Here is a 13,639-nt window from a genome sequence, read left to right as displayed (position 1 = left end):
AAAAAAATCTGCAAAAAGCAATAAAACGCGATAAAATGTTATTTACTTTCTTGGATGAAAGGTTTTTATTACATTTTTTAAATGACTTTTGTCTACATGCATATAAATTTCTGTAGTTGTTATACTTTCATGTCCTAGCATTAATTGTATGGATCTTAAATCTGCACCATTTTCTAAAAGGTGAGTGGCAAAAGAATGCCTAAATGTGTGAGGTGAGATGGTTTTATTTAAATTTATTTTTACTGCCAATTGTTTAATTATGGTAAAAATCATGGCTCTAGTTAATTGTTTTCCTCTTCTATTTAAAAACAAAGTATCTTTAAACTCGTTAGTAATATTTTTATGATTTCTAACTTCTTTTCTATAAATGTCTATATACTTTTGTGTAGAATCAATAATAGGCACAAATCTTTGTTTGTCTCCTTTTCCAGTTACTTTTATAAATCCTTCTTCAAAAAATAAATCTGAAATTTTAAGATTTGTAAGTTCGCTAACACGTAGTCCGCAGCTATAAAGCAACTCTAGTATAGCACGATTACGCTCGCCTTGTGGTTTACTTAAATCTATAGCGTTTATTAATTGGTTTATTTCGGTTTCGCTTAATGTATCTGGTAATTTTCTGCCTATTTTAGGAGAGTCTATAGTGTCTAAAGGATTTGTATCTCTATAATCTTCAAAAACTAAATAGTTAAAAAAACCTTTTAAACCAGAAATTAATCTTGACTGTGAACGCGCATTTACAGTTTTAGCAATAGTATATATAAACTCTTGAATGGTTTCTTTAGATATTGAAATAGGAGAGATGCTAATATTATTAGCCTCTAAATAATTAATTAGTTTTTTAACATCATAACTATAGTTACTTATTGAATTTTCTGATAAGCCACGTTCTATTTTTAAATAGAGTTGATAATCTTTAAGTGCATTTGCCCATTTCATAATACTAAAATATAAAAGCAACTTTAATAATGAAGCACCTTTTCATTAAAATTAAAATTCAGTTTATAATGTTTGTTAAAGAAATATTAAAAATTAAAGCTAAAGAAAAGTTAAATATCTTTTATAAATTATTGATAAATAAGTTGTTGTTTTTTATTGATTTTTATTTAACAATTTTTGATGGAACTAGTGTAAAACTGTACAATACTTTTGTGAATTCAAATTAATAAAATCAATTTAAAATGAAAAAATTATTTTTTACAGCTGCAATTGCAGTGCTAGGTTTTACAAGTGTTAACGCACAAGAAGATGTAACAGTTAAAGGTTTCGAAAAAGGAGATGTTTTTATTTCTGGAGCAGTAGGTTTTGGTACTGAAAAAACAGGAGATTTAGATTCTAATGTTTTTAATATTGCGCCTAAAGCTGGATATTTTGTGTCAAATAATATTGCTGTTGGATTACAGGCAGGTTTTACTTCTTTATCATCAGACGATAATGGTGTTGATACTGTAGATTCTAACGAATATTCTGTTGGAGCCTTTGGTAGATATTATTTTACTCCAGCTACACAATTCTCTTTATTTACAGAATTAGGAGTAGACTACACTTCTGGAGATAATAAATTAACAGATATTGGTTACGATGGTTTTGATATTGCTTTTGCACCAGGTATTAGTTATTTTGTTTCTAAAAACTTTGCTATTGAAGCATCGGTTGGTGTATTAGGATATTCTACTTCAGAGGCAGATTTTGATGGAGCGGAGTCAACAGATAATTTCGATGTTGGTTTAAACTTAAATGATATTAATTTTGGTGTTGTTTATAAGTTTAACTAAACTTAATTATATATTATAAAAAAAAACCGAAGCTTTAAACCTTCGGTTTTTTTATGCCATAACTTTTGTATTTTTACAATATGAAAAAAATAATAATAATTAACGGTCCAAACTTAAATTTACTTGGTAAACGCGAGCCTAACATATATGGAAGCTTAACTTTTGTTGAATTTTTTGATACTGTTAAAGAAAAATATCCCAACGTGGCCTTGGAGCACTTTCAATCTAATATAGAAGGTGAAATAATAGATAAAATTCAATCATGTGGTTTCAATTATGATGGTATTATTTTAAATGCAGCCGCTTATACACATACTTCTGTTGGTATTGGAGATGCTGTAAAAGCTATAGAAACTCCGGTTGTAGAAGTGCATATATCAAATACTTTTTCTAGAGAAGAGTTTAGGCACCAATCGTTTATTGCTCCCAATGCTAAAGGCGTTGTATTAGGATTTGGATTGCAGAGCTATGAGCTTGCTATCCAGAGTTTTTTATAATATTCTAAAATTTAAGAAAATAATTTTTTCTAAATAAGGTAGTCGATTTTATTGGTAATATAAAATCATGTTTTTATTATTAATAACCATAAATAAAATATTAAAAAAAATATAAATTTTAAGGATGATATTTAGCATAATTATTAATAAAAGTTAAATAATTTAATATCGCTGTTAAACCATGTTAATTGGACATCTTTTTTGGATTACAGTTCGTAATTTCGATGTAATAACCAAAAAATATATAACATGAAAAAAATAATTTTAAGTACAGCAGTTTTTATTTCTGGTTTAGTATTTTTAAATGCACAATCAGATTCAAAAGAAGTTCAATTTGGAGTAAAAGGAGGTTTAAACTCTTCTACAATTAGTGGTGACGATTTTGGAGATTTAGAATCGAGAACTAGTTTTAATGTAGGTGTTCTTGCAGAAGTTCCAATTTCTGAACGTCTATCATTTCAGCCAGAGGTTTTTTATTCTGGACAAGGATTTGATGTTGCCGAAAACGATCAAGATAATATTTTTGATACTAATGATAATATAGAATATCAATTAGACTACATACAAGTTCCTTTATTATTAAAAGCATATTTAGTTAAAGGATTAAGTGTAGAGGTTGGACCTCAATTTGGCTTTAAAATTCACGAAGAATTAGATTTTCAACCTACTAACGATGGAGGAGATATTGAAATAAATTCTGAAGACTCATACGTTAAAGATTTTAGTACAAGTGTAGCATTAGGTGCATCATATAAATTTGATAGTGGCTTGTTTGTAAATGGACGTTACAATTTTGGAGTTACAGATATATTTGATGACAATACACCATTTCAAGGAATAGATGCTAAAAATAATGTTTTACAAGTAGGATTAGGTTTTATGTTTTAAAACATAAATAGATATAATAAAAAAAGTTCCAGAATATTCTGGAACTTTTTTTTATGTAAATAATATTTATCTATTATAAATGTATAACCTCATCATAAGCATCTGCTACAGCTTCCATAACAGCTTCACTCATAGTAGGATGTGGATGTATTGCTTTTAAAACTTCGTGTCCAGTAGTTTCTAATTTTCTACCTAAAACAGCTTCTGCAATCATATCTGTAACACCAGCACCAATCATGTGGCATCCTAACCATTCGCCATATTTGGCATCGAAAATTACTTTTACAAAACCTTCTTTATTTCCACCGGCACTTGCTTTACCAGAGGCAGAGAATGGAAATTTACCAACTTTAATATCGAAACCTTTTTCTTTGGCTTGTTTTTCTGTTAAACCAACACTAGCAATTTCTGGAGTACAATAAGTACAACCAGGTACATTACCGTAATCTATAGCTTCAACGTGCATTCCTGCAATTTTTTCAACACATAAAATAGCTTCAGCCGATGCTACGTGGGCTAAGGCTTGACCAGGAGTTATATCTCCAATTGCATAGTAGCCAGGAATATTTGTTTGGTAATAATCGTTTACTAAAACTTTATCTCTATCTACAGCAATACCAACATCTTCTAATCCAATGTTTTCAATGTTAGATTTAATACCAACTGCAGATAATACAATATCAGCTTCTAGTATTTCTTCACCTTTTTTAGTTTTAACTGTAGCTTTAACACCTTCTCCAGATGTATCCACACTTGTTACCTCTGCAGAAGTCATAACTTTTATACCATTTTTCTTAAAAGAACGTTCTAACTGCTTAGAAACTTCTTCGTCTTCAACTGGTACAATTCGGTCTAGATATTCTACTATGGTTACTTCTGTACCCATAGAATTATAAAAGTAAGCAAACTCAACACCTATAGCTCCAGAACCAACAACTATAATCTTTTTAGGTTGTTTTGGTAATGACATAGCTTGTCTATAGCCTATTACTTTTTTACCATCTTGTGGTAAACTTGGTAATTCTCTAGAGCGTGCACCAGTTGCAATAATAATGTGGTCTGCGCTATACTCTTTACCATCAACATCAATTTTCTTTCCAGCTTTTAATTTTCCAAAGCCGTCAATAACGTCAATTTTATTTTTTTTCATTAAAAATTTAACGCCATTACTCATTCCTTCAGCAACACCACGACTACGCTTAACAACAGCATTAAAATCTTTATCGTATTCTTTTACAGATAGACCATAATCTTCTGCATGTTTTAAATATTCGAAAACTTGAGCAGATTTTAACAATGCTTTTGTAGGTATACATCCCCAATTTAAGCATATTCCACCAAGATTTTCCTTTTCTACAATAGCAGTTTTAAAACCTAATTGAGATGCTCTAATAGCAGCTACATAGCCTCCAGGACCACTTCCAAGAACAATAATATCGTATTTACTCATCGTATAATTTTTAGTCGTTTTAAGAAACACAAATTTAAGGATTTTCAATTGGAATATCCTAAATTCCAAAAACCAAAAACAAATAAATTCTAAAAAACATTCGTTTACTAGAGATTGGAGTTGGGGTTTTGGGTTTTTAGCATAAAATTAATTTTATGCTAAAACCTTATTTATTCTGTTTTTTGTGAATAGTCTTGAAATGGAAAGGTGATTATTAAAATTGCTAAGGATTAATAATTTTATTTAGTTAAAATATTAATTAGAGCTATTTAGATTCACTATCAAACTTAACACTAATAGAATTTACACAGTAACGAGTGCCTGTTTCTGTTGGGCCATCATTAAAAACATGACCTAAATGACCACCGCAATTACTACAAACAATTTCGGTTCTTATCATACCGTGCGATTTGTCTAAAACATACTTAACTGTACCTTTTATAGATTCGTCAAAACTTGGCCAGCCACAGTGTGCATCAAATTTACTAGAACTTTCAAATAATTGTTGATTACAGCCTGCACATTTGTATGTACCTTCTTCAAAATGAAGATTGTATTTTCCTGTATGAGGTCTTTCAGTCCCTTTTTCTCTTAAAATACGATATTCTTCATCTGTAAGTTGGTCTTTCCATTCTTTGTCAGATTTTTCAATGTTATAATCACTCATTATTTCTTAGGAATAAATTTTAATGCTACACCGTTTATGCAGTGTCTTTTTCCTGTAGTTTTACTTGGGCCATCGTTAAAAACGTGACCTAAATGGCCACCGCAAGTAGCACAATGTTCTTCGGTTCTTGCATGACCTAAATTATAATCTACAGAATATTCTACATTTCCTTTAATTTCTCTATCAAAACTTGGCCATCCTGTACCAGAATCGAATTTATCTTCACTATTAAATAGTGGCGTTTCGCATGCTGCACAAACGTATACACCAGCGCCATATTCTTTGTTTAGTGCACTAGAAAATGGTCTCTCTGTACCAGCTTTTCTTAAAACTTGATATGCTTCGTTAGATAATATTTGTTTCCATTCAGCTTCAGTTTTAGTAATCTCGTAATCTTTTTTTTCTTTTTTAGAATCTTGAGCATTACCATTACAATTAAATAAGAAAATGGTTAATACTAATAATGCTATTTTTTTCATATAATTTTTTTTAATAATTAAGGTAAACTTAGTGTTTTTATAGTCGTAAAATTAAGTAGAACCTAACATTATTATTATAAATCTTAAAAACATTTTAAAACTAGCTTTAAACGTTTTTTTAGGTTCTTTGTCGAATAATTACTTAATATTTACTATTGCCTTTACTATTAATTAACGCAACTTTTTGTAAATTGGTTTCAATAATTATAAAAATAATAAATAAATGAAATTTAAATCAAGTATAACCTTAGTTTTAACACTACTTATATTTTTCTCATGTGCAACAAATCCTTTTACAGGAAAAAGCACTTTAGCACTGCCTGGGACTGAAAATAGTTCGTTATTTCCAACTTCATTTGCACAGTACAATCAGTTTTTAAATGAGAATAATGTTATTACTGGTACAACCGAAGCACAAATGATTACTCGTGTAGGACAACGTATTGCGGTTGCTGCAGAACGCTGGTTAAATGCAAACGGAAATCAAGGATATTTAAATGATTACCAATGGGATTATAATTTGGTTAAAGATGATGTTATAAATGCTTGGTGTATGCCAGGAGGAAAAATTGTTTTTTATACAGGAATTTTACCAGTTGCAGAAAATGAAGCTGCGATAGCAGCTATTATGGGTCATGAAGTTGCACACGCTTTGGCTAACCATGGACAACAGCGTATGAGTGCAGGAATGTTACAGCAAATTGGTGCCGTTGCAGGAAATATTGTGTTAAAGGATGATAATGATAGAGCATTATTTAATCAAGCTTATGGTGTAGGCTCTCAAGTTGGTGTTATGTTACCATTTAGTCGAAGTCATGAAACAGAGGCAGATAGAATAGGATTAATACTTACAGGAATTGCAGGTTATAATCCAGATGAAGCAGCAAACTTATGGAGAAGAATGGGAGAAGCAAGTGGAGGACAAGCACCACCAGAGTTTTTAAGTACGCATCCAGCTACAGCAACGCGAATTGCAAATTTAGAAGCACTGGCTCCAACAGCTAAAGCAGAGGCAAAAAAATTCGGTGTGCAATCTTTTAGGCCTGTTACACCTTACTAAATAAATATAAATTCTTATTTTCGAAGCCACTCTATTAAACGAGTGGTTTTTTTATGAAAAATTTACAAAAAGGAAGTAAAAAACTTCTTAACGCTTGGGCGTTTTATGATTGGGCAAACTCTGTCTACACATTAACAATTGCATCGTCAATATTTCCATTATTTTACGGTTATATATACCCAAATAAAGATGAGCTTATTAGTGTTTTTCAATTAAAACCTACAGTTTTGGTATCTGCGGTAACTGCCTTTACATTTTTGGTGGTAGCTTTTTTATCACCTTTATTATCTGGTATTGCAGATTATGTAGGAAACAAAAAAGTATTTATGAAACTCTTTTGTTACATAGGTGGTCTAGGTTGTATAGGTTTATTTTGGTTTAGTGCAGATGCTATACATTTAAGCATGTTATTTTATTTTATGGGCTTAATAGGTTATTGGGGAAGTTTAGTTTTTTACAACTCTTATCTTCCGGATATTGCATTTCCAGAACAACAAGATAAAATAAGTGCTAAAGGTTTTAGTTTAGGCTATATAGGTAGTGTAATACTTTTAATAATTAATCTGGCAATGGTTATGAGTGTTGAAGGTGAAGCTGCTTTACAAATGATGCGTTACTCTTTTATAACCGTTGGATTATGGTGGATGCTTTTTAGTCAATATACATTCTATATGTTACCTAAAGGAGTATCTACAGGACATAAGGTTACTAAAGCAGTTGTTTTTAATGGTTTTAAAGAGTTAAAGCAGGTTTGGAAAGCATTAAACCAAAATAAACGTTTAAAACGTTATTTAAATGCTTTTTTTGTGTTTAGCATGGCAGTACAAACCATTATGTTGATGGCTGTTTATTTTGGCGAAAAAGAAATTGAATGGATAGATAGCGACCAAAAAACAATGGGTTTAATAGCAAGTATATTAGTAATACAAGTAGTTGCTATTTTAGGTGCTGTTTTAACGTCTAAAGCTTCTGCAAAATTTGGTAACATAAAAACATTAATTGTAATTAATGCGTTTTGGATGTTTTTGTGTTTTTATGCATATTTTATGGTGACACCAACTCAATTTTATATTGCAGCAGGTTTAGTAGGTTTTGTAATGGGAGGAGTGCAAGCGTTGGCAAGGTCTACATACTCTAAATTTTTACCAGAGACAGATGATACTACATCCTACTTTAGTTTCTACGATGTTGCCGAAAAAATTGGTATTGTAATAGGGATGACCATTTTCGCTATTGTAGACCAAATTAGTACTATGCGAAACGCTATTTTGTTTTTATTTATATTCTTTTTAGTAGGTATTATATTATTATTTAGAGTTCCTAAAGAAAACGTTTAATTTACTTATGTTTGTAAAAAAATAAATTAAAATTTATGAAATTAAATACACTTACATCAATATTTTCAATTGCTTTATTTGCAATATTTTTCGTGTCTTGTGAAAATGAGCCTTTAGAAGGTTTTGATTTTGAAAATAATATTATTGTAGATCCTATTTCTAATAACGACAGTGTTACACCTGTTGAAGGTGAAAATGTAGAAGTTGAAGCCTCTACAGGAGATTATTGGCCTACACAAGTTGGCTATGTGTGGAATTTTAATACAACCACTTATGGTAATACTATTAGCGAAATATCTGGAACTACAGTATTTGGAGATGAAACCTATTTCGAGTACGATAATTTTATGGGACAGGCTAGTTTTTATATAAGAAAAGATGGTAGTAACTATTATGTAGCTCAAGATATTTCAGGATCAAACGTAAATGGTTATACTGTAGCAGCTCCAGTAATTAAAGTTTTACTTTTAAAAGATAATTTAGAAGTAGGAGAGACGTTTACACAAAATATTAATTATACAGTTTCTTATACACCAGATCCAGGATATCCTGATTTTCCAGATCAAAATGTAACAACCACGTATGTTACCGAAATGATAGAACGAGATATTACTTATGAGGTTGGCGGAGTAGAATACCAAAACGTAATACATATTGAATTAGAAACAATATCTTCTGGTAGTGTTGTTGCAACATCAAATTATTATTTTTCAAAAGATATTGGACCAATAAATTTTACACAAACAACAGGTAATGATGCTTTCTTAACATCTTACGAATTTTAATAAAAGCAAAATATAGTAAGAGAAGCCACTGTTTTATTAAAAATAGTGGCTTTTTTATTCTGTATATTCATGTAAATTGTTCAAATATTGAATTAAGATAATATTTCTTATGTTTGTTAAATAAATTTTAAATTATGAAAAAAATAGTATTACCTTTTTTTACATTATTTTTAACTGTGTTTTTATTTACATGTGAAAATGAGCCATTAGATCCAGCTTTTGAAACCGAAGTTCCATCAACAGGAGCTAGTTTTGAATGTTTAACCGCATCACAGGCTTATGCTGTAGCAACTTTAAATTTTAGTACATGGGATGGTGTTTCTGAAAGCCAATATACTACATTATGTACAGCACTAACTAATGCTATACAAGGTGTAATAGATACTTGTGGAGATCCAGATAATAATTTACAAACCTTATTAGGAACTTATGGAGATTGTAGCGAGCCTATAGATCCAGACTCTTGTGAAGGAGTTACCATAGCGGTTTCGGTTGCTGCAAATAATTATAATAATGCAACAGAAGAGTTTTTATCACAAGCATGTAATGTCTATATTTTAGCACTACAAGATCAAATAGATGTTTGTGGAGATGCAGATGGTTCAATTCAAGCTACTATTGATGCATTAGGAGATTGTTCTTCTACAACAGGATCCAATTTAGTTCTATTAAAAAAAGTAGTCCATACTTATTCTGCAACAGAGACTTTTACCTCGGAGTTTACATACGAAGGAAATAAGATAAAAACAGTAGTTTTTACAGATGTTGATGGTGGTAATACTCAAACAGAAACAGAAACATACATTTACGAAAATGAAATACTTAAACGAGTAGATTATGAGTACTCTGGTTCTTCAGATAATTATGAAGAATTTGAGTATAACTCGTCCAACCAGTTAATAAATACTATTTTATATAATCCATCTTTAAATGAAGCACAAAAATGGGAGTATACATATAATACAGATGGTACTATTCTTGTAAAAAGCTATACGGGAGATTTAACGTCTCAAACAGATTTGTTAGAAGAGTATACGTTAACTTTTGAAAATGGTAACTTAATTTCAGAAAACTTTGTAAACAGCTCTTATACTCATTCTTATGATAATATGAATGGTTATTTTAAAAACATTCACCAGCGCGATATGTTAAATATCCATTTTGCAGGTGGAGTTGATTTAAATAACCCAACATCGGCAAATTATACAGATGGAGCAGGAAACTCTGAAACAGAGACAACTTCTTATACTTACAATTCTGATAATTATCCAGAAAGTTCTACAACATCGGTAGATGGTGTTGAAGACTTTACATCTGTTTATACTTATTACTAATAAATATAAATATTACTAATAAATATAAAAGCCTTAATCCTAAAAATAGAATTAAGGCTTTTATATTAAAAGTTACACTTTTTAATTCCCAATACTACCAGAGCCAGTAACTTTAGTATCCTCACTTTTAGGAGAGCCTTTATATTCAATATCTCCAGAGCCTGTAACTTTAGCATCTAAATGGCCGTTACATACAATTTCTACATCTCCAGATCCTGTTACTTTGGCCTCTACATCTTTAGCATCTAAATTATAACCATGAAAATCTCCAGAACCAGTTACACTAGCTTTTAATTTATTGGTTTTACCATTTAAAGTTAAGTCTCCAGAACCAGTTACACTGCCTTCAATTTCATCAGCATCAACATCTAAAATTATATCTCCAGAACCAGATACACGTGTTGTAAAATTATTTGCTACAATTATATTTTTAGAAGAAACGTCTCCAGAACCAGAAAGACTTACATAATCAATATCTTGAAAAGGAATTGTAATAGTAATGGTTTTTTTAAAACTAGGTTTTAAATTAATGTTGTTTTCAGTTTTTATTTTAAGAGTATTTCCTTCAACTTCTGTAATAATATATTCTAAAAGATTGCTTTCGCCCTCTAAAGTTATATCGCCTTCATTTCCTTTTACTAAAATAAAATCCATCCAACCAGCACATTTTATTTCATCGTAATCGCTTGTAGAACGTGTTATGGTTGTAACATTCCCATTACCTTTAATTTTTTTGTTTCCCCAAAGTTGAGCTTGCGCAAAAGTAAAACTTGATAGAGTAATAGCTAATAGTAAAGTTTGTTTTAGTGTGTTCATAACGTTTGTTTTTTAAATTATATTTTGATTGATTTTTTTGTTTTAAGTTTAGTTTTCATAAAAAGTAACACTGCCATATTCAGCATTAATTCTTACTAAGTTGCCTGAGTTTTGTGAAATGTTATAGCCCGTGTAGTATCTGTCTGAGGATTCTATTCTTTTTTTAATAAATTTAAAGTTGTCGTCGTTATCTTTTAAAGAACCATACTCCAGTTCTATATCAAAATCGAAGGCAAAAGTCTTATCGTAGCCAATTTTTATACCTACATAATCGCTATCTACAGAAACATTTTTTACACTTTTATGTAGTTTGGAAATTTTTATTGAGCCATAGTCTGCTGTTATATCTAAATGCTTAAAAACATCGCCAACAATAACAGTTAAGTAATCTCCATTACCTTTAATACTGTTTGCTTTGTCTATAGTAATGCCTCCATAATCGCAATTGTAAGTTACTTCTTCAGCGATGTCTATTTTAGATTTTGTATAATCTGCAATAACTTCTAATGAATTTGTTTTAGAAACTGTAAAACCACTATAATCTGCATAAATTTTTCCGCTTTTTATAAATTCGAAATAGCAATTATTAGAGTAGTCAAAATTTATAATATTGTTATCGGCTAAAAGTTCTTTTGTGGTAATCTTTCCGTAATCACAGTTAAGTTCTGCACGACCTTCAAGTGTGCCTAAATTTATGTTGCCATAATCGTTGCTTAAATTTACATTATTAGTAATAGGCATTTTAATAATGTAGTTTATTTTCATTTGAACGTTGTTTTTATTTGTCCAACTCCACCAAGATTTATTTTTGTTTTTGCTAAATTTTGTAACAGCTGTAACTAAGTCTGGAGAATTAGAAAAATCTACAGTAATACCATCTAGTTTTTGTTGTACATTATCTTCGTCATCACCAGATGTTGTTATTTTTATTTCAAAATCTATGGTGTTTCCATTCCAGGTTACAACATCTAAGTTGCCGTAGCTATTATCTACTTTTAAAGTGGCGTTATCCTTAACGTTAAAAGATTTTGTAATGGTTTTTTCTTTTTTGTATTTACCATCTTTTCCATTAGTTACGTTAGCAAATATTACTAAAGGGAATAGTAATAATATGGAGAGTAATTTATATTGTATTAATTGTTTCATCAGTGTTTAGTTTAAATGTTTTTATACCTTCTATATTTTCTAATACAGATTTTAATATGTTTATTCTATTCCAGAAATTATCAATCATGGCGTGTATTACACGTTTATCATTTCCGCTTTCTGTTAAATCTATTTTTAATTGTGAATATTCTATTTCAAGAATTTCCATTTGCGACATAGCATCTTTAATAAGTGCTTCTGTTTCTGGTGTACGTTCACTATTGATTTTTTCTAGTTCTTCTGCAATAACTGAGGTAAAGAAATTTTGAGTATTTGCCATCTCTGGAGATACACTTGCTAAATCTTGTATTTTAGGTTCTGTATTAAAACTAAATGCTAATGTTATTAATAATACTATTGTAGCAGCAACACCTAAAAAGGGTTTCCACAAATTTTTATTTGCTTTTTCAGCAACAATATTTTGTGTGTTATTTTGAGCATTCAATTTTTCTAAAAACCTGTTCTTATGACCATGATTTGGAGTTTCAACATCAAAATCGTGTTGAAATTTCTCAAAAAGCTGATGTATTTTATCGTCTTTCATTAATATTGTTTTTTTAGCAAACCAAGGCTTGCATTTTTTTTCTTAAACTTTCTTTTGCTCTAGAAATAGTTGTACGACAATTAGCACTAGAAATTCTCATAATATCACTTATTTCTTCGTAATCGAAACCTTCAATTAAATGTAATGTTAGAGCAATACGGTAGTTATCCTTTAGGGTTTTCATTGTTTCTATTACCTGTTTAGCTTGTATTGTTGTAAACTCGTAATTTTCGTCTATGCCGTTAGAATCTTCTACTTTGTAGAGTACATCGTCTAATGGTACTTCATCAAATTTTGTACTTTTATTGTAATGGTAAATACTTTTATTAATTACTATTCGCTTTAACCAAGCTCCAAAAGTTTTATTATCTTTTAGAGATTCTAGTTTAGAAAAAGCTTGTAAAAAAGCATTTTGCATAACATCCTCGGCTTCAAAACTATTTTTCACAATACGGTAAGCTGTATTGTACATTGCTTTATAATACCTATTGTACAATTCCAATTGCGCAAATTGGTTGTTGGTTTTACAAAGCTCTACGAGCTGTTCTATATTGTAGTTGGTTAATGTCAATTTTAATGGTTTGTTATACTAAAGATACAAGTTAAATGAGTTTGTTACACTTTAGTAAAAAAAAATATAAAAATTATTAAAGGTTAAAGTGAAAGAGCTGATTTATAAATAGTAGTTCACTTTTATTTGTCTCCATAACATTGGCATATTAATTGAAGTTTTATAAACAAATAAAAACAATTGATTGTTGTTAATTCGCTATAAATCAGTGTTTTTAATAATTATAAATATTAATTTTACAAACAGAGCATTATATAACTAATATTTTTTGGTGACATAATGACGTATAT

15 protein-coding genes are annotated in these 13,639 nt (G+C 29.8%); 7 read left to right on the top strand and 8 right to left on the bottom strand.

Translation table 11 applies throughout. From position 1 onward, the window contains the following. Window positions 1–42: 42 nt before the first annotated feature. On the bottom strand, window positions 43–939 hold the full coding sequence (xerD, locus tag CLV86_RS02355) for a site-specific tyrosine recombinase XerD (RefSeq protein WP_121049208.1): 897 nt from the start codon (window positions 937–939) through the stop codon (window positions 43–45). A gap of 242 nt (window positions 940–1,181) precedes the next feature. Here xerD and CLV86_RS02350 point away from each other — a divergent pair, with 242 nt between their 5' ends. From CLV86_RS02350 to CLV86_RS02340, 3 genes are all read left to right on the top strand, one after another. Further along, window positions 1,182–1,775 carry an outer membrane beta-barrel protein gene (locus CLV86_RS02350; RefSeq protein WP_121049205.1) on the top strand — a complete coding sequence of 198 codons (594 nt, stop codon included), beginning with the start codon at window positions 1,182–1,184 and terminating at the stop codon, window positions 1,773–1,775. 80 nt (window positions 1,776–1,855) lie between these two features. Further along, window positions 1,856–2,272: a type II 3-dehydroquinate dehydratase gene (aroQ, locus tag CLV86_RS02345; protein ID WP_121049202.1), complete on the top strand. Its 417-nt coding sequence runs from the start codon at window positions 1,856–1,858 to the stop codon at window positions 2,270–2,272. A 249-nt stretch (window positions 2,273–2,521) separates the two neighbouring features. Then, on the top strand, window positions 2,522–3,160 hold the full coding sequence (locus CLV86_RS02340) for a porin family protein (protein WP_121049199.1): 639 nt from the start codon (window positions 2,522–2,524) through the stop codon (window positions 3,158–3,160). A 73-nt stretch (window positions 3,161–3,233) separates the two neighbouring features. On the opposite strand, the gene lpdA is transcribed toward CLV86_RS02340, so the two are convergent. From lpdA to msrB (CLV86_RS02325), 3 genes are all read right to left on the bottom strand, one after another. Beyond that, window positions 3,234–4,610 carry a dihydrolipoyl dehydrogenase gene (lpdA, locus tag CLV86_RS02335; protein ID WP_076732997.1) on the bottom strand — a complete coding sequence of 459 codons (1,377 nt, stop codon included), beginning with the start codon at window positions 4,608–4,610 and terminating at the stop codon, window positions 3,234–3,236. 265 nt (window positions 4,611–4,875) lie between these two features. Continuing rightward, window positions 4,876–5,277 (bottom strand): peptide-methionine (R)-S-oxide reductase MsrB, encoded by a 402-nt coding sequence (gene msrB / locus CLV86_RS02330; RefSeq protein WP_121049196.1) that lies wholly within the window; start codon window positions 5,275–5,277, stop codon window positions 4,876–4,878. Then, window positions 5,277–5,756: a peptide-methionine (R)-S-oxide reductase MsrB gene (gene msrB / locus CLV86_RS02325; RefSeq protein WP_076733000.1), complete on the bottom strand. Its 480-nt coding sequence runs from the start codon at window positions 5,754–5,756 to the stop codon at window positions 5,277–5,279. Before msrB (CLV86_RS02325) ends, msrB (CLV86_RS02330) begins: the two co-directional genes overlap by 1 nt. A gap of 223 nt (window positions 5,757–5,979) precedes the next feature. Between msrB (CLV86_RS02325) and CLV86_RS02320 the strand changes: the two genes are divergently transcribed. From CLV86_RS02320 to CLV86_RS02305, 4 genes are all read left to right on the top strand, one after another. Further along, a complete protein-coding gene (locus CLV86_RS02320; protein WP_121049193.1) occupies window positions 5,980–6,816 on the top strand; it encodes a M48 family metallopeptidase in 837 nt (278 codons plus the stop codon). A gap of 53 nt (window positions 6,817–6,869) precedes the next feature. Next, window positions 6,870–8,153 (top strand): MFS transporter, encoded by a 1,284-nt coding sequence (locus CLV86_RS02315; RefSeq protein ID WP_121049189.1) that lies wholly within the window; start codon window positions 6,870–6,872, stop codon window positions 8,151–8,153. A gap of 35 nt (window positions 8,154–8,188) precedes the next feature. After that, window positions 8,189–8,938 (top strand): hypothetical protein, encoded by a 750-nt coding sequence (locus tag CLV86_RS02310; RefSeq protein WP_121049186.1) that lies wholly within the window; start codon window positions 8,189–8,191, stop codon window positions 8,936–8,938. 134 nt (window positions 8,939–9,072) lie between these two features. Further along, on the top strand, window positions 9,073–10,272 hold the full coding sequence (locus tag CLV86_RS02305) for a hypothetical protein (protein WP_121049183.1): 1,200 nt from the start codon (window positions 9,073–9,075) through the stop codon (window positions 10,270–10,272). A gap of 81 nt (window positions 10,273–10,353) precedes the next feature. Here the strand turns inward: CLV86_RS02305 and CLV86_RS02300 are convergent, their stop codons facing one another. The 4 genes from CLV86_RS02300 to CLV86_RS02285 are packed head-to-tail and all read right to left on the bottom strand — an operon-like array spanning window position 10,354 to window position 13,349. Further along, window positions 10,354–11,088 carry a head GIN domain-containing protein gene (locus CLV86_RS02300; protein WP_121049180.1) on the bottom strand — a complete coding sequence of 245 codons (735 nt, stop codon included), beginning with the start codon at window positions 11,086–11,088 and terminating at the stop codon, window positions 10,354–10,356. A gap of 48 nt (window positions 11,089–11,136) precedes the next feature. Further along, entirely contained in the window at window positions 11,137–12,234 is a 1,098-nt protein-coding gene (locus tag CLV86_RS02295; RefSeq protein ID WP_121049177.1) for a hypothetical protein, read from the bottom strand. Further along, entirely contained in the window at window positions 12,212–12,778 is a 567-nt protein-coding gene (locus CLV86_RS02290; RefSeq protein ID WP_121049174.1) for a hypothetical protein, read from the bottom strand. Before CLV86_RS02290 ends, CLV86_RS02295 begins: the two co-directional genes overlap by 23 nt. Before the next feature lie 13 nt (window positions 12,779–12,791). After that, on the bottom strand, window positions 12,792–13,349 hold the full coding sequence (locus tag CLV86_RS02285; RefSeq protein WP_121049171.1) for an RNA polymerase sigma factor: 558 nt from the start codon (window positions 13,347–13,349) through the stop codon (window positions 12,792–12,794). Between the last annotated feature and the right edge of the window lie 290 nt (window positions 13,350–13,639).

Origin of the sequence: Lacinutrix venerupis (assembly GCF_003663945.1) — a bacterium.
Classification (GTDB): Bacteria; Bacteroidota; Bacteroidia; order Flavobacteriales; family Flavobacteriaceae; genus Lacinutrix; species Lacinutrix venerupis.
Note: the sequence above shows the minus strand (reverse complement) of the source record. Positions and strands in the feature narration are given on the sequence as shown.